This is a genomic window from Rhizobium sp. R339, assembly GCF_002211395.1.
Classification (GTDB): Bacteria; Pseudomonadota; Alphaproteobacteria; order Rhizobiales; family Rhizobiaceae; genus Rhizobium.
Window position 1 is genome coordinate 167,431 of record NZ_LOKV01000028.1, and the last position, 16,648, is coordinate 184,078.

Genomic DNA, 16,648 nt, shown 5'->3' on the forward strand with positions numbered 1-16,648 from the left:
TCTTTGGCGATGAAAACAGGTCGCCCGGTCTGTTAGGCGGCGCGGCGGCCCTGATGCATCGCCGGCTGAGCGCCGGCGGTGCCGACGCGGAAGCCGCGGATGAGATCGATCAGTTCGTCGGTGTCGCTGGCCAGCGTTTCGGCCGAGGCCGTGGTCTCTTCGGCCATGGCGGCGTTCTGCTGGGTGGCAGCGTCGAGCTGGTTCATCGAAGATGAGATCGACCGCAGCGTCGTGTCCTGCTCGGAGGCGCTGTGGGCGATCTTGGCGACGATCTCGTTGGCGGCCTTGATCTGGTCGGAGATGCGCTTCAGCGCCTCGCCTGCCTCGCCGACCAGACGGACGCCGTGATCCACCTGGGTGGAGGAGCGGGCGATCTGGTCCTTGATCTCCTTTGCCGCGGCGGCTGACCGCTGGGCAAGCTCACGAACCTCCTGGGCGACGACCGCAAAGCCCTTGCCGGAGTCGCCGGCGCGGGCCGCCTCGACGCCGGCATTCAGCGCCAGGAGGTTGGTCTGGAAGGCGATCTCGTCGATGACCCCGATGATCTTCGAAATCTCCGAGGACGACTTCTCGATGCCGCTCATCGCTTCAATCGCCTGACTGACGATGGCATCGCTATGGGTGGCCTCGGTGCTGACGGAATGGACGCGCTTGCTGGCTTCGTGTGCGCCGTCGGCGGTCTGGCGGACGGCGACGGTGAGCTCGTCGAGGGCGGCCGAGGTTTCCTCCAGGCTTGCGGCCTGGCGCTCGGTGCGCTGCGACAGCTCGTTGGAAGCGCGGCGGATTTCTTCCTTGCTGGTGCCGATATCGCTGCCCTTGGCGCTGACCTTGGCCATGGCGGCTTCCAGATGCGACAGCGCATCGTTGAAGTTGTCGCGAAGGGCGGCATATTTCTGGCCGAGATCGGCGCAGCGGACAGTGAGGTCGCCCCGGGCAATCATCTCCAGCGCCTGGCCGATCGTCGCCACGACCCGAGCCTGAAGTGCGGCTTCGTCGTTCTGCTGGCGCAGATTGTTTTCACGCTCGCTTTCCAGCGCCAGCTGCTGGGTCGCCTCGCGATCCGACATCGCGTGACGCTCCCTGATTTTTTCCTGCAGCGACTGCGTCGCCTTCGCCATCATGCCGACTTCATTGTTCATGGCCGTATGCGGAATGGCGATGGAAACGTCCTCTTCGGAAACAGCCTTCAGGGCGGCATGCACGTTGTTGAGAGGTCCTGAAATGCCGCGAATGACGACGTAGGCTGCCGCCATGGCAAGGAAAAACAGAACGATGCTGCCGGAGAGCGCGGTCAGGATCGTGCTGTCTATCTGTGCATCGAGATCGTCCATGTAGACGCCGGTGACGACGACGACTTTCCAAGGGTCGAAGGCCTGTCCATAGGCCGTCTTGCGGTAATCGCCGGCCGGTTGGCCCGGTTTGCTGGTGGAATAAAATTCGACGAGGCCACCGCCCTGCTGGCCGAGCTTGACCAGCTCTTCGCGATAGAGCTTGCCCTTGCTGTCCGGCTGCCCCTTCAGGTTCTGTCCAACTTTCGCGGCGTCGTAGTGGAACAGCATCTGGACATCGTAGCTATAACCGAAAAAATAGCCGTCCGGATCGTATTTCATTCCGTTGACGGTGGTATAGGCCTGCTTCTGGGCGTCCTCGAGCGTCATTTCGCCCGCAGTGACCTTGGCCTGATAAAGCTTGAGAACGGAGACGGCCGACTGAACCTCGGCGCGGAGCATGTCGTAGCGCTCCTTGTAAATTGCATCGACCGACGAGCGGATCTGCAGGGAGGTGGCGATCGCAAACGCCGCCATCAGGCCGACGACCAGCAATATAAGCTGCTTCGATATCTTTAGGTTCTTCATGATTCCTCGCAACGGGAACGGCAAAATACATTCCGGTGCGGTCTTCTACCGCCTGTGCGAGCGCGCCGAAGGGAGGACGCGTCTACTGCTGCTAAATAACATGCTGCGACCGGCGAGGAACCATCACTGCTCACCCCATAAGAAATCTTTAATTTAACGAAAAACGATGCAAAGTTTCCCTAAAAATCTGGGGTGGGGATGACCCGGAAAACCTCGGACTTTCATCCGCTGGTCGTAGACCGATCGGTTTTCAAAGAGCGTCTCGAAGCAAGAATGCACCCCCGCTTCTCTTCGAGGGTGCATTCGGTCCACCGAGGTGGAACCCCAAACGATCGAAACCTTGATCGGGCAGGGGCAGGGAACTTTTAAAAACGCAGCTTGAATTCAGAAACGTCGAGAGGCGCCGTTTGTTGCACCATGCCTGCTGCAACGGGTTTGGCATCGCTGCCGATGACGGCCGCGGTCTTGGCGTTCATGTCAATCCCGTCGGCCGGCACGACCGAAGGCTCGGCGGCAAGCTGCGTTTCCGGGGTCGCCTTGCTGACGAAGAGAACCGGCGAGCCGCCCATCCAGTTTTCGGTGCGGTAGATCTTCTTTTCGCCGTCGACATCGCGGACTTCGGTAGCCTGGAAGGCGCCGGGCGTCAGCTCCGGGACGGTATAATCCTTCTTGGTCACATCGGCCTGGAGCGGCGGACAATTGGGGCAGGATTCAGTGACGATGCTGCCGTCACGGTGTGGCGTAGCCGTGCCGATCACCTCTATCGAGGATGCCATCGCCGAACCCGCCATCAGCAGGATTGCCGCACCGAAGAAAATCTGCCGCATCAAAGCTACTCCGTCTCACTTCAGGAGCGATATAGCGCAGCTTTGTTTCCATCCCGTCAGGGCAAAAGGTAAAAATTTAAGGAAGGCGGCAAATTATGCCTTACCCAAGGCTATTTCGCGCTCGACCGCGCGCCAGCCGATGTCGCGCCGGCAGAAGCCGTTTTCCCACTCCACCCTGTCGAGCAGCGCATAGGCGCGGTTTTTAGCCTCGGCGACCGTGCCGCCTGACGCCGTCACGTTCAGTACGCGGCCGCCGGTCGCGACCAATTGGCCGTGCTTGAGAGCCGTGCCGGCATGAAACACCTTCTCCCCCTCGCCTGCCTCAGGCAGCGAGAGGATCGGCGTGTTCTTTTCATAAGCGGCGGGATAACCCTTCGAGGCCATGACCACCGTCAGGGCCGGATCGTCGCTCCATTCGGCGCTCACCTGATCGAGCGTGCCGTTGGCGGTGGCCAGAAGCAGCGGCAGCAGATCGCTTTTCAGCCGCATCATCATGACCTGGCATTCGGGATCGCCGAAGCGGACATTGTATTCGATGAGCTCCGGCCCCTTCTTGGTGATCATCAGCCCGGCGAAAAACACGCCGGAGAAGGGATGGCCGCTTTCGGCCATGCCGCGGATTGTCGGCTCGATGATCTCCTTCATCGTGCGCTCGACCATCTCGGCGGTCATGACAGGCGCCGGCGAATAGGCGCCCATGCCGCCGGTATTGACGCCGGTATCGCCCTCGCCCACCCGCTTGTGATCCTGGGCGGTTGCCAGCGGCAGCGCATGTTTTCCATCGCAGAGACAGAAGAAGCTTGCCTCTTCGCCGTCGAGATAGGCTTCGACGACGACTTCCGCGCCGGCGGCGCCAAAAGCACCCTCGAAGCAGTCGTCGACCGCATCAAGCGCCTCGTCCAGCGTCATCGCAACGGTCACGCCCTTGCCGGCGGCAAGACCGTCGGCCTTGACGACGATCGGCGCGCCTTGGGCACGGATATAGGCTTTGGCCTTCGGCGCATTGTTGAAGCGCTGGTAGGCGCCTGTGGGAATGCCGTAGCGGGCGCAGATATCCTTGGTGAAGCCTTTGGAGCCCTCGAGCTGGGCGGCAGCGGCGGAAGGGCCGAAAACCGTCAGGCCATCGGCGCGCAGCCGGTCGGCGAGGCCGGCAACGAGCGGCGCTTCAGGACCGACGACGACGAAATCGATCCCCTTCTCCCGGCAAAAGGCGGCGATCGCCTCGTGATCCTCGATGTTCATCGGCACCAGGACGGCATGTTCGGCAATGCCAGGATTGCCGGGGGCGGCGTAGAATTCGCTCATCAACGGCGATTTCGCCAGCTTCCAGGCGAGTGCGTGCTCGCGTCCGCCCGATCCGATCAACAGAACCTTCATGCGCCACCCTTTCCTTTTGCCTCTGGCGGTTAAGGGCGAAGGGCGGAAAGGTCAAGCGGGAAAGCTCACCAGCCGCCGCCACCACCGCCTCCACCCCCTCCGCCGGAGGAGCCACCGCCGGAAAAACCGGAGGATGAGCTCGATGGCGGCGGCGAAGGTATCGTCGAGGCGATGGTCGAAGCCATCGAAGAGGAAAAGCCGCCGACACGATCGGAAAAACTGTCGCCGTCGAAATTGCCGGAGTACCAGGAGGGCGCATAGGCTGCGGCCGCACCGGCCGCCGCTGCCGCAAGCCAGGTCTCGAAGGTGCGCGACCAAGGCTTTTCGACACCCAACGCCACCGCATAGGGCAACAGCGTCTCGAAATGCTGCGGCGACATTTCGGGGGCGCTCGCCATGTTCATGCGGTCCCTTTCGGCCAGCGTCAGATATTGCCGCAGGCCGTCTACGCCGTCCATCATCCTGGCGCCGAGCGGGGTCGGCGCGCCCATGATGAAGAAATAAAGGATGTTCAGGAGCACGATGCCGCCGACGGCAAACAGCATCGGGGTTTCGTGCAGCTCCACCAGCGAAGAGGTGAGCATCAGGACCATGGTCGCCAGAATGCCGATACCGACGAAAACGCCGACCGCCGCGGCGATGACGGCCATGATCTTGCCGAACAGCGAGCCGCCGCGATGCAGCGATTTGACCAGGCCGGCGGCAAAGACGGCAACAAAGACCGAGACGGCAATCGGGATCAGCATCAGCGCGATCGTGTCGGGCTCCAGCGAACCGTAGACGAACAGCACCACCAGAGCGGCGGCGCTGAGCGCGATGCCGCCGCCGGTATAACCGAGATTAGAGTTGTAATATTTGCCGCGATGCTCCTTCTCAATCGCCGAACGGAACGATTGGCCGACGGATTTCACCCGTTCGCCATTGGCCTTGTCGATCCGCAGCGTCGCGCCGGCGCCGCCGGCGGCCTTCAGCAGTTCGCTTTCGCCGGCCTGGAATTTCTCCTTGCCGAGCGGCTTGCCGGTGCCGCGGATGACGATCGAATTCTTCAGGTCTTCGAGCTTGACGTAGCCGCGAACTGCAAGGTTGAGCGCGGTGGCGGCAAGCGCTGTCCAGCCCCCGCCGGAGAAGCCCTTATTGTCGATATAGTTGACCAACGCCGGCGAGATGCCGTCCGGCGCATCCCAGCGGGGCACAACGACGCCGCGGGCGGGATCGCGGCCGACCTTCAGCCATGATCTGAGATAATAGGCGAAAACCAGGATCAAGCCGCCGAAGCCGATGAAATAATTGCGGTTGTCCTTGAGCCACCACGTGCTTTCCATATCCGCACTCGGCGGATCGATCGAGCCTTTCGGCATACGGATCGCGAAGGTCAGGCCTTCACCGGCATCAAGCGGCGCAGTCGTGGAAAACAGAAGGCCGCCGCCGGTTTCGCCGACGCGGGCATTCTTCTCCGTCGCGCCTTCGGGGCCGGTGAAGAACGTCGTCTCAGTGGCGGCGACACCGGGCGGCAGCTTCACCGTCGCGGTGGCAGAGCGGATCGGGAAAATCCAGCCATTGCCGGTGACGTTCCAGTAGAGTTCGTCATGATCGTCAAAATAGCGGATCTGACGGTTGGTCCTGTAGGTGAAGACATATTGATGACGGCCCGGCGTTACCGTCACATCGGCCGAACCGGCATAGATGCGAATGCCGCCGGTGATCGATTCGGTGTGCCGAGGTTCGTCCTTGCCATCGCGCTTGACCGACACAACATCGAAATCGACGCTGCGGCGACGGCCTTCGGCATCGGTGAAATAGAGCGGGAAATCACGGAAAATGCCGTGATTGATACGATTGCCCTCGGCATTGACGGTGATCGTTTCCGCCACCGTCATCGCGCCGCTCTTTTCGAGGACGATCAAGGAGTCGAAACTCTCGATCACTTCGGCGGCAAAGGCCGCCGGAGCGGCGAGCATCCAGATGAGCGCCAAACAAAATCCGAAAAACCGACGCCTCATCCCCATCTCCCCGCCGGCAGCCTCGGCTGCGCGCTACTCAATCCTTGTCCTGATATGTCACGCCGAGGGCGGCGAGCGTCCGCCAGTAGGCCGGGAAGGTCTTGCCGACGCAATCGGGGTCGAGAATGGTGATGCCGTCGATCTTCAGCCCGGCGAGCGCGAAGCTCATGGCGATGCGGTGATCGGCGAAGGTATCGATCTCGGCCGGCAGATGCTGGCCGGCAAGAGCAGGATCGGAATGGACGATCAGATCGTCACCCTCCTCGACGGCGAGGCCTTCGCGGATATTGTTGAGCCCTGTGGACAGGGCGCGGATGCGGTCGCATTCCTTGACGCGCAGGTTGGCGATGCCGACGAAGCGGACCGGCGTCTCGTTGAAGGCGGCAAGCACGGCGATCGTAGGAACGGCATCCTGCATCTGCGAGCCATCGATTTCAGCCGGCAGATGCGGGAACTTGGCGATCGTGTCGTAGGCCTTGGCATCCGGCTGGGTGAAGGCATCGTTCGGCACGCCGAGATCGATCTTGCCATCGCGCAGCACTTCGGCGGCCCAGAGATAGGTCGCGGCGGATGCATCCGGCTCGATGACGAAATCGGCGGCGCGGTAACCGGTCGGCTCGACGCGCCAGGTGACGGGGCTTGTTTTCTCGACCCTGGCACCGAAGGCCTTCATCGCCGCCGTGGTCAGATCGATATAGCCAAGCGCGCCGATGTCCTCGCCGACGAGTTCGATGTCGACCGGGCGGTCGCCGCCGGCCGCCATCATCAGCAGCGCCGAGACATATTGGCTGGACAGCCCGCCATCGATCAGGATTCGGTCGGCCTCGAAGCGGCCCGTGCCCCGAACGGTCACCGGCGGGCAGCCGGTGTCGGCGCTCACATCGATGCCGAGCGTGCGCATGGCCTCGACCAGCGGGCCGATCGGGCGCTTGCGCATATGTTCGTCGCCGTCGACGACGACGGTGCCGTCGACGAGAGCGGCGGCCGCCGTGAGGAAGCGCGTCGCCGTACCGGCATTGCCGAGGAAGAGCGGCGCTTTCGGTGGCGCGAGCCTCCCGCTGCCGGTGACAACGAAAGTGGTATCGTCGGGCTCGTCGATCGCAACGCCCATGGCACGCAGCGCATCGGCCATATAGCGCGTATCGTCGCTCTTCAGCGCGCCGGTCAGCCGGCTCGTGCCCTTGGCAAGGCCGGCGAGCAGCAAAGCGCGATTGGTGATCGACTTGGAACCCGGCGGCATGGCGCGGCCCGAAAGCGGCCCGCCCGGCGGAATGATCGTGAGTTTGGCTGTGCGTGTCATGCTATGTCTTCCGTCCATGGGCGAGCCTAAAGCGCATCGCGATCTTTCAGATTCGCTTGCCGCGCTTTAGGTCTTTGGTTTTGCGCATGTCGTCATCGCAAAACCGCTTCACACTTTTGCGCGACATGCTCTTGCCGGCCGCAGTCTGTCTCTGCTCTTAATCGCTTTTTCGCAAAGGCAAAATGCCGGATCGTCAGAATTTGACGCTGGGGACGGCGCGGTCGGCCTCGTTGGTGATTTCGAAATAGTCCCGCTTGGCAAAACCGAACTGGCCGGCGACGAGATTGGACGGGAAGCTCTCGACCTTGACGTTCAGGTCGCGAGCAGCACCATTGTAATAACGCCGCGCCATCTGCAACTCGCCTTCCATGGTTTCGAGTGAAGCCTGGAGCTCGGCAAAATTCTGATTGGCCTTGAGATCGGGATACGCCTCAGCGAGTGCGATGACCCGCCCGAGCGCCTGCCCAAGCAACCCTTCCGCCTGCGCCCTGCCCGCCACATCGCCTGCCGGCACGGCCTGCGCCTTGTTGCGGAGCGCGACCACCTCTTCCAGCGTCGACTTTTCGTGAGCGGCGTAGCCCTTGACGGTCTCGATCAGGTTCGGGATCAGATCGGCACGGCGCTTGAGCTGCACATCGATGCCGGACCAGGCTTCTTCCGCCATCTGCCGCGAGCGAACAAGGCCGTTGTAGATGAAGACGACATAGAGTGCGACCAAAACGATGACGCCAAGCGCAATATACATCGCGAATCCCCTGCAACGAAGTAATGTTTGGGCAAAGACTACGCAGGATTCCCGGCTGTCGTCAAACACCGATATGCGCGAGAATTCGGGCCGCCGTCCGCTCTGGCGAAAGGTCCGTCGTGTCAATTTCGACTGTGTGTTCGGCCAGTCCGCGCAGCAATTTATAGTTTGCCCGGAGCTGCTGCAGCTTCGCCGTGTCCGTTAGCTTGAGCGCCTCGGATCGGCCGGGAAAGACGAGGCGCCTGGCATTCTCCTCCGGCGCGCAATCGAGGAGAACCGCGACCAGCTCCGCGCCTCTGGCGGCAGCCAGATCGGGATACCAGGAGAACATCGCACTATCTTGCTCGTCATCGGAAAGAGCATCGGTAAAAACGAAGCTTTCGGCCGGATCGGCGCGCACGGCGTGATCGAAAACCGCCCGCCGAATTTGCTCACGCAGCGACGCATGCAGAGGGTTGCTGCGGGCGAAAAGCGCTTCGGCCGGATTAAGCAGCATGTGATTGTCGAGGAGCCGCGCGCCGAGCTTTTGCGCCAGCAAGCGGCCGACCGTCAGCTTCCCGGTGCCTGGCCAGCCGTTGATATGAACGATACGGCTGGCAGGTTTCTGCGTCACGCCGCCTCTTTCGACAAATTTACGCCGCCCGCATCGGTCAGCAGGAAGGCTTCGCCGCAGGCCTTGGCGAGGGTGCGCACCCGCAGGATATAGCTCTGGCGCTCGGTGACCGAGATGACGCCGCGGGCATCGAGCAGGTTGAAGACGTGGCTGGCCTTGATACACTGGTCATAGGCCGGGAAGACGCATTTGTGCAGGCGCAGATTGGCGCTGTCGCCGGGAGCGCCGGCATCGAGCAGCGCCCGGCATTCCTTCTCGGCATCGACGAAGTGGCGATGCAGCATCTCGGTATTGGCGAATTCGAAGTTATGACGCGAATATTCCTGCTCGGCCTGCAGGAAGACATCGCCGTAGCTGATCTTCTCGTCGCCTTCGCGGCCATTGAAGTTCAGGTCGTAGACATTGTCGACGCCCTGGACATACATGGCAAGACGCTCGAGACCATAGGTCAGTTCGCCCGCGACCGGCGAGCACTCGATGCCGCAGACCTGCTGGAAATAGGTGAACTGCGAGACTTCCATGCCGTCGCACCAGCATTCCCAGCCAAGGCCCCAGGCGCCGAGCGTCGGGCTTTCCCAGTCATCCTCGACGAAACGGATGTCGTGCAGCAGCGGATCGAGACCGATTGCCGCCAGCGAGCCGAGATAGAGCTCCTGCAAGTTGGGCGGGTTCGGCTTCAGGATGACCTGATACTGGTAATAATGCTGCAGGCGGTTCGGGTTTTCGCCATAGCGGCCGTCCGACGGACGGCGCGACGGTTGGACATAGGCCGCCTTCCAGGGCTTGGGGCCGAGGGCGCGTAGCGTGGTGGCCGGGTGAAAGGTGCCGGCGCCGACCTCCATGTCGTAAGGCTGCAGAACCGCGCAACCCTTATCCGCCCAGTAGCTATGCAGGGTCAGGATCAGCGCCTGGAACGAGCGCTTCGGGTTCATGTGGTCGGGGAGAGCTGACATGGGATGACACCGGTTGCGTAGGGATTATCGGCGCGACTGGTGCCATGGAGGGCCGCAGGGGTCAAGGCTTTTGCGGCGGTCGCCGGATCTAAGACCCCTCCCCAACCCCTCCCCACAAGGGGGAGGGACTAACCCGGAGCACCTGCTTCCCTCCTCCCAAAACGTCGAATGTCTGGGAAGCGGGTGCGGCAAGTTAAGCCCCTCCCCCTTGTGGGGAGGGGTTGGGGAGGGCTCTAGGATGCCGGATGAGAGGCAGGTGCAGTAGTGACCCTCTTATTCCCCATCCCGCTTCAGCCGGTATTCCCCCGTCACCGGATCCTTGACCAACGTGCCGATCGCGCCGGTCTGGCGCTCCTTTTCCGTGCGGCGCGACTTCTCGGCGAGCTTGCGGGCATCGGAGACGAAGCGGCGGTAGAGCCACCAGGCGGAAAAGACCAGGACCAGGATCGTGATAAGCTGCGCCATGTCCCTCTCTTGCTCCTCTCAAAGCCCGAACCGGCTCCACAATGCTCTTTCTTCCGCCGCTTCGACAAGCCCCGTTGCGAGACTGGACGCGGCGCCGTCGAGTGTGACGGACGAAACACCGGGAATGCGGCGGCCGAGCAGGCCGCGGCCGGCGGTGACGAGTTCCAGCCTCGCCTTTTGGCCATAGCGCCTCTTCAGTTCTTGGCGCATGTCGCCGAGGCCGTCGATGAGGCCGAGCTCGAGGCCGCGCGTGCCGCTCCAGAACAGGCCGGAAAACACCGTCGCATCGTCCGTCAGCTTGCCGGCGCGGCGTTCGCGCACCATCGCTATGAAGACCTGATGGATTTCGAGCTGCAGGCTCTTCAGATATTCGATGTCCTTTTCCTTTTCCGGCTGGAACGGATCGAGGATCACCTTGTTTTCGCCTGCCGTATAGACGCGGCGCTCGACGCCGATCTTCTTCAGGAGTTCAGGAAAGCCGAAACCGCCGGAGACGACGCCGATCGAGCCGACGATCGAGGTCGCGTCGGCGATGATCTCATCGCCGGCAAGCGCGATCATATAACCGCCGGACGCGGCGACATCCTCGACGAAGACCAGCACCTTCTTCTGCTTTTCGCGGGCGAGTTCGCGGATGCGGGTGAAGATCAGGCGGGACTGGACGGGCGAACCGCCCGGCGAATTGATCGAAAGGGCGACCGCCGGCGCATCCTTCATCGCGAAGGCTTTTTCCAGAACCGGCGCGACATTGGCGAGATTGAGGGTTGGCCGGAACTGGCCGCCGCCGCTCATGATCGCGCCCTGCAATCTGACGACCGGAATGACGACGCCATCCTTGCGGAACCGTTTCGGCATCAGCTTTCTCAAGAATCCGGCCATTTCCCATCCTTCGCTTCGGGTCGCACGATCGCTCAAACCGCAATCGGCATCCATGTATGCGCTGGAACGACAAACGCAATGGCCGCGTTCCTGAAAACCGCGAGATGATTTTCTTGTTGCGAATGACTTGCATTATCATTCTTAATGATCATAGTGGCCTTCATGGCCAAACAGGTGGAAATCGCATGGACGTCCTGAATCCCAATACAAAGAGCGGCTGGCGGCACGAACGCGGAGAGGGATCGCTGTCCGATGTCTACCGCACGGTGGGAACCGGGCGTCACAGTTCGATGTGGCGCCGGGCGGCGGCATTCGCGGGGCCGGGCTATATGGTCGCCGTCGGCTACATGGATCCCGGCAACTGGGCGACCTCGCTCGCCGGCGGCTCGAAATTCGGCTATGCGCTGCTCACCGTCGCACTGCTTTCCAACCTGATGGCGATCGTGCTGCAATCGCTTTGCGCCCGCCTGGCGATCGCCTCCGGCCGCGATCTCGCCCAGGCCTGCCGCGACGCCTTCCCGAAATGGGTTTCGGTGCCGCTCTGGGCCTTTGCGGAAATCGCCATCATCGCCACCGACATCGCCGAGGTGATCGGCACGGCGATCGGCCTCAACCTGCTGTTCGGCATCCCGCTGGAACTCGGCGTCCTGATCACCGCGCTCGACGTCTTCCTGATCCTCTTCCTGCAGAAGCTCGGCTTCCGCTGGGTCGAGGCCTTCGTCATCGCGCTGCTCGGCGTCATCGCGCTCTGTTTCGGCGTGCAGATCCTCCTGGCCGATCCCGAATGGGGTGCCGTCATCACCGGCTTCTTCCCGACGACAGAGATCGTCACCAATCCCGAAATGCTCTATCTCGCGCTCGGTATTCTCGGCGCCACCGTCATGCCGCACAACCTCTACCTCCATTCCGGCATCGTGCAGACGCGGGCCTATGGCCATACGGTTCCGGAGAAGAAAGAGGCGCTGACCTATGCGACGATCGACTCGACCGTTGCCCTCTGTTTCGCACTGCTGATCAATGCCTCGATCCTGATTCTGGCGGCCGCCGCCTTCAATGCGCATGGCAAGACCGACGTGGTGGAGCTGGGCGACGCCTATTCGCTGCTGTCGCCGCTGCTCGGACTTGCCATCGCGCCGACGCTCTTCGGCATCGCGCTTCTGTGCTGCGGCCTCAACTCGACGGTAACGGCAACGCTTGCCGGCCAGATCGTCATGGAAGGCTTCCTGAAGATCAGGCTGAAGCCCTGGGTGCGCCGTCTGATCACGCGGGCCATCGCCATCGTGCCGGCAGCGATCGTCACCATCTGGTACGGCGACCAGGGCACGGCGGAACTCCTGATCCTGACGCAGGTCGTGCTCAGCCTGCAGCTTTCCTTCGCCGTCTTCCCGCTGGTCATGTTCACCGCCAGCAAGGCCAAGATGGGCGAACTCGTGTCGCCGCTCTGGCTGAGCGGCATCGCCTATCTGATCGCCATCGTCATCGCGGGGCTGAACATCAAGCTGCTCCTCGACTTCGTGACCGGCTAAAGCCTGGCGTATGCCGCCCGGCCATTGTTGAAATCGTCGACGAGAGGGGAGAATTTGTGGCTCCCCTCTTCATGCATGATGAGCGGCGCGCGCAGCGACAGCCGCGCGCGCGATCCCTTGATAGCAGTCACCAGGATGCGAACGGCGCTTTCGCGCTCGCGCGGATGGATGGCGGTGATTTCGATGCCGCCGAAGCGCCGGCCGCAGGCATCGATGATTTCTGCGATCGATTGCGGTCTCGCAATCAGCGACAATTGCCCGCTCGGGATCATGATGGCGCCGGCCGTGCGGATCCAGCTCTCGAACAGTCCGTGGGTCATCGCATGGGCTTCGGCCTTCAGCGCATCCGGGGTGCGCCGGTCGCCGGCATCGTTGAAGGGCGGGTTCATGATGACGTGATGGAAGCTTTCGTCGGCAAGTCCGGCATCGTTGCGCGCCTTGGCGGTCAGCGTTACATCGGCCTCGACGACGCTGACGCGGCCCGCGACATGCGCATTTTCCGGCAGGAGAATGCTGCGGCGGGCGTAATCGGCCATCTCGGCCGAGCGCTCGAAGAGCACCACCTGCGCGTTGGGAAGGCGAGAAGCGACGGCAAGGCCGGCAGCACCGGCACCGGCGCCGAGATCGGCAACCCGGACCGGACGCTCATCGGCGACGAGGGCCGCAAGCAGCATCGCATCCATGCCGGAGCGATGGCCCCTGCCCTTCGGCTGCACCACATGGAAGGCGCCGCGATGGAAGGCATCGACGGTGTCAGCGGGCTTGCCGGTCATCGCCTGCTCACTTCCGCTCGCGCAGCTCGCCACCGAGGCCGGCGTCGATCAGGATGCGGCGCGCCTGATCGGCCATCTCCTCATCGACCAACAGGCGGCGCGGCAGCATGCCGAGCGAGCCTTCCAGCACGCTCATGCCCTGATCGGCGATGAAGCAGTGAATTCCCGCATCCTTCATCAAACTCTCGGCAAAGGAGAGAAGAACAGGGTCGTTGGCGCGGATAAGTTCATGCATTTGCCGTCGTTTTCCTTCCGATTTCGCCTAGCGCGACAATTCACCCCTTGCCGCGCCCATCGCCCCTTTCTATTGTCAGCTGTAATGAATGAACAGGAGTCCGGGTCGTTGGGCGTGGTCATACCGCTTGAAGAAAGCAAAAACAAACTGGCATCCATAAAGCCATTGGTCGATCTCACCAAGGCCGACATGGAGCGGGTGAACCAGCTCATTCTCTCCAAGGCCGGCTCCGACGTGCAGATGATCCCCGAAGTGGCGAACCATCTGATTTCCTCGGGCGGCAAGCGCCTGCGGCCGATGCTGACGCTCGCTGCCGCCTCGCTGTTCGACTATCGCGGCGAGAACCACGTCAAGCTCGCCACATCGGTCGAATTCATGCACACGGCGACGCTGTTGCATGATGACGTCGTCGATGAAAGCGACCTGCGCCGCGGCCGATCGACGGCGCGGATGATCTGGGGCAACCAGGCCAGCGTGCTGGTCGGCGACTTCCTGCTTGGCCAGGCCTTCCGCATGATGGTCGATGTCGGCTCGCTCGATGCGCTCGACGTTCTCTCGTCTGCCGCGTGCGTGATCGCCGAAGGCGAGGTGCTGCAGCTTTCCGTCGCCAAGAACATGGAGACGACCGAGGACGATTACCTCTCCGTCATCCGGGCCAAGACCGCGGCCCTCTTTGCCGCCGCCGCCGAAGTCGGCCCGATCGTCGCCGATGCCGGCAAATCCGGCCGCAATGCGCTGAAATCCTACGGCATGAATCTTGGGCTGGCCTTCCAGCTCGTCGACGACGCGCTTGATTATGGCGGCAAGGCCGCCGATCTCGGCAAGAATGTCGGCGACGATTTCCGCGAGGGCAAGATCACGCTCCCCGTCATCCTTGCCTATCGTCGCGGCACCGAGGACGAACGCGCCTTCTGGCGCGATGCGATCGAAGCCGGCAACAGCAGCGACGCCAATCTCGAAAAAGCGCTGGGGCTGATCACCAAATACGGGACGCTCAGCGATACGATCAGCCGCGCCGTGCATTACGGCACGATCGCGCGGGACGCGCTTGCACCGCTTCCCGACACGGTATGGAAATCCGCCCTGATGGAAGTGATCGATTTCTGCATCGAACGCGTGAACTGATCGAACGTCCTCGATCGCAGTCTGATTTTGTTGCGGCGCCGCTTCAAAAAAGCCATCCTGTTATGAATCAGTGATCGCAACTGGTTTTGCGACCGGCGCCATGGCCGGGACGCTCTCGAAGAAAGGTTTGCTAATGCGGCAGAGATTTGCCATCCGTCTTCTTGCGGGCGCAGCGCTGGCGGCGGTTCTTTCGCTCGGCAGTGTCGGCGGCGTAAGTGCCGAGGATGCGGCCAAGGCGGATGATGCCGGCAAGGCCGAGAGCTTCGATGCCGACAGTGTCACCACCTTTTCCGGCGCTTTCCTCGCCGCGCGCACGGCCGATGTCGATCACGACTACGAAACGGCGATCGAGCTTTACAAAAAGGCGCTGCAGATCGAACCCGGCAATCCGGAGATTCGCCAGCGGCTGATGATCTCGCTGCTGCTCAACGGCGACATCAAGGACGGCGTCAACTACGCCAACGACCTGAAGGGCGATCCGTCCGTCGAGCGCATCACCACGATCGTGCGCGGCATGGATGCCGTGCGCCGCGGTGACTACAAGACCGCCGAATCCATCTTGAAATACAAGGGTCCGAACGATCTCGACCGGATGATGAACGACCTTCTGCTCGCCTGGGCCCGCGTCGGCGCCGGCCGCGGCAAGGAAGCGCTTACCGCGGTCGAGAAGATGAAAGGCCCGGACTGGTTCCGCATCTTCCAGAACTACAATGCCGGCGCGATCGCGATCGTCACCGGCGACGTGAAATCCGCCCGCCAGCACCTCAACGACGCCGTGCTCGACAAGGAAGGGGGTGCGACCGCGCCAGACACCTTCATGCGTGCGGTCATGGCGCTTGCCCGCCTCGAAGCCACGCAGGGCAACAAGCAGAAGGCGCTCGACGCGGTTTCCGTCGGCGACAACCTGCTGCCGAACTACGCACCGCTGAACGCGCTGCGCGACAGCATCGAGAAGGGCGAGAAGCAGGAACAGCAGGTCAAGACAGCCGAAGAAGGGGCTGCCGGCGTGCTCTTTTCCGTCGGCGGTGCGCTGAACCGCGACGGCGCCGAGGACATCGTCTCGCTTTACCTGCAGACGGCCAAAGCGCTCGATCCGAACAGCGCCGATACGCTGGTGCTGCTCGGCGGCATCGCCGAAAAGCAGAACCAGATGGACCGCGCCATCTCGCTCTACAAGAAAGTGCCGGAGAATTCGCCGATGCGGCGCATCTCCGAGCTGCAGCTCGGCCTCGCCCTTGCTCAGGGCGGCAAGGTGGAGGAAGCGCGCAAGCACCTTCAGGCGCTGATCGCCTCCGATCCGAAGGACATCCGCAGCTACCTCGCCTATGGCAGCGTTCTCTCCGACGCCAAGGATTACGAGGCGATGGCCGTCAATTACGACAAGGCCGTCGAAGCGATCGGTCCCCTCCCCGGCCGCGCCAATTGGAGCGTCTTCTTCCAGCGCGGCATTGCCTATGAGCGGTTGAAGAAATGGGAACAGGCGGAGCCGAACTTCCGCAAGGCGCTGGAGCTCAATCCCGACCAGCCGCAGGTGCTGAACTATCTCGGCTATTCCTGGATCGACATGAACAGGAACCTCGACGAGGGCCTGAGCATGATCAAGAAGGCCGTCGACCTTCGCCCCGACGATGGCTACATCATCGATTCGCTCGGCTGGGCCTATTTCCGCCTCAACCGATTCGACGATGCCGTCGATGAACTGGAGCGGGCAGCGCAGATCAAAGCCGGCGACGCGACGATCAACGACCATCTCGGCGACGCCTATTGGCGTGTCGGACGCAAGCTCGAGGCCGTCTATCAGTGGAACCGGGCGCTCAGCTCCGAGCCCGAGGCAGCCGAAATCCCGAAGATCAAGGACAAGATCGCCAACGGCCTGCCTCCTGTCAGCGACGATGCCAAAGCGGCCGACAAGAAGCAGCCGGACCCGGCGCCCGTCACCCCGCCGCCCGTCGACAAGAAATCCTGACGGGCGAG

The 16,648-nt window shown here is 62.5% G+C and carries 15 protein-coding genes; 3 read left to right on the forward strand and 12 right to left on the reverse strand.

Features of this window, described 5'->3' with window-relative positions:
- Positions 1–32 precede the first annotated feature (32 nt).
- The 10 genes from ATY76_RS31265 to ATY76_RS31310 all read right to left on the reverse strand — a co-directional run bounded on the left by ATY76_RS31265 (position 33) and on the right by ATY76_RS31310 (position 11,015).
- The gene (locus ATY76_RS31265) at positions 33–1,856 is read right to left on the reverse strand and encodes a methyl-accepting chemotaxis protein (protein ID WP_088678505.1); all 1,824 of its coding nucleotides are present in this window, start codon (positions 1,854–1,856) and stop codon (positions 33–35) included.
- Positions 1,857–2,221: 365 nt separating this feature from the next.
- Positions 2,222–2,683 (reverse strand): plant virulence effector HPE1-like domain-containing protein, encoded by a 462-nt coding sequence (locus ATY76_RS31270; RefSeq protein WP_088678506.1) that lies wholly within the window; start codon positions 2,681–2,683, stop codon positions 2,222–2,224.
- A gap of 93 nt (positions 2,684–2,776) precedes the next feature.
- A complete protein-coding gene (purD, locus tag ATY76_RS31275; protein ID WP_088678507.1) occupies positions 2,777–4,060 on the reverse strand; it encodes a phosphoribosylamine--glycine ligase in 1,284 nt (427 codons plus the stop codon).
- A gap of 65 nt (positions 4,061–4,125) precedes the next feature.
- Entirely contained in the window at positions 4,126–6,060 is a 1,935-nt protein-coding gene (locus ATY76_RS31280) for a DUF2207 domain-containing protein (RefSeq protein ID WP_088678508.1), read from the reverse strand.
- 37 nt (positions 6,061–6,097) lie between these two features.
- Positions 6,098–7,360 (reverse strand): 3-phosphoshikimate 1-carboxyvinyltransferase, encoded by a 1,263-nt coding sequence (gene aroA / locus ATY76_RS31285; protein WP_088678509.1) that lies wholly within the window; start codon positions 7,358–7,360, stop codon positions 6,098–6,100.
- A 193-nt stretch (positions 7,361–7,553) separates the two neighbouring features.
- Positions 7,554–8,105, reverse strand: a complete 552-nt coding sequence (locus tag ATY76_RS31290) for a LemA family protein (protein ID WP_088678510.1) — start codon at positions 8,103–8,105, stop codon at positions 7,554–7,556.
- 61 nt (positions 8,106–8,166) lie between these two features.
- Positions 8,167–8,718: an AAA family ATPase gene (locus tag ATY76_RS31295; protein WP_088678511.1), complete on the reverse strand. Its 552-nt coding sequence runs from the start codon at positions 8,716–8,718 to the stop codon at positions 8,167–8,169.
- On the reverse strand, positions 8,715–9,671 hold the full coding sequence (locus ATY76_RS31300) for a glycine--tRNA ligase subunit alpha (protein WP_088678512.1): 957 nt from the start codon (positions 9,669–9,671) through the stop codon (positions 8,715–8,717). The genes ATY76_RS31295 and ATY76_RS31300 overlap by 4 nt, the downstream gene beginning before the upstream one ends.
- Positions 9,672–9,944: 273 nt before the next feature.
- Positions 9,945–10,136 carry a hypothetical protein gene (locus ATY76_RS31305; RefSeq protein WP_088678513.1) on the reverse strand — a complete coding sequence of 64 codons (192 nt, stop codon included), beginning with the start codon at positions 10,134–10,136 and terminating at the stop codon, positions 9,945–9,947.
- A gap of 18 nt (positions 10,137–10,154) precedes the next feature.
- A complete protein-coding gene (locus tag ATY76_RS31310) occupies positions 10,155–11,015 on the reverse strand; it encodes a S49 family peptidase (RefSeq protein ID WP_088678514.1) in 861 nt (286 codons plus the stop codon).
- A 185-nt stretch (positions 11,016–11,200) separates the two neighbouring features.
- On the opposite strand from ATY76_RS31310, the gene ATY76_RS31315 reads away from it, so the two are divergent.
- Positions 11,201–12,541, forward strand: coding sequence for an Nramp family divalent metal transporter (locus tag ATY76_RS31315; protein WP_088678515.1), 1,341 nt, complete (start codon positions 11,201–11,203; stop codon positions 12,539–12,541).
- Here ATY76_RS31315 and ATY76_RS31320 read toward each other — a convergent pair.
- On the reverse strand, positions 12,538–13,314 hold the full coding sequence (locus ATY76_RS31320) for a methyltransferase (RefSeq protein ID WP_088678516.1): 777 nt from the start codon (positions 13,312–13,314) through the stop codon (positions 12,538–12,540). The two genes, ATY76_RS31315 and ATY76_RS31320, sit on opposite strands and share 4 nt — an antisense overlap.
- Before the next feature lie 7 nt (positions 13,315–13,321).
- Entirely contained in the window at positions 13,322–13,549 is a 228-nt protein-coding gene (locus ATY76_RS31325) for a DUF2007 domain-containing protein (RefSeq protein ID WP_008536951.1), read from the reverse strand.
- 108 nt (positions 13,550–13,657) lie between these two features.
- Here ATY76_RS31325 and ATY76_RS31330 point away from each other — a divergent pair, with 108 nt between their 5' ends.
- Both ATY76_RS31330 and ATY76_RS31335 read left to right on the forward strand, forming a co-directional pair.
- On the forward strand, positions 13,658–14,674 hold the full coding sequence (locus ATY76_RS31330) for a polyprenyl synthetase family protein (RefSeq protein ID WP_088678517.1): 1,017 nt from the start codon (positions 13,658–13,660) through the stop codon (positions 14,672–14,674).
- A 133-nt stretch (positions 14,675–14,807) separates the two neighbouring features.
- The gene (locus tag ATY76_RS31335) at positions 14,808–16,640 is read left to right on the forward strand and encodes a tetratricopeptide repeat protein (RefSeq protein ID WP_088678518.1); all 1,833 of its coding nucleotides are present in this window, start codon (positions 14,808–14,810) and stop codon (positions 16,638–16,640) included.
- Positions 16,641–16,648: the final 8 nt, after the last annotated feature.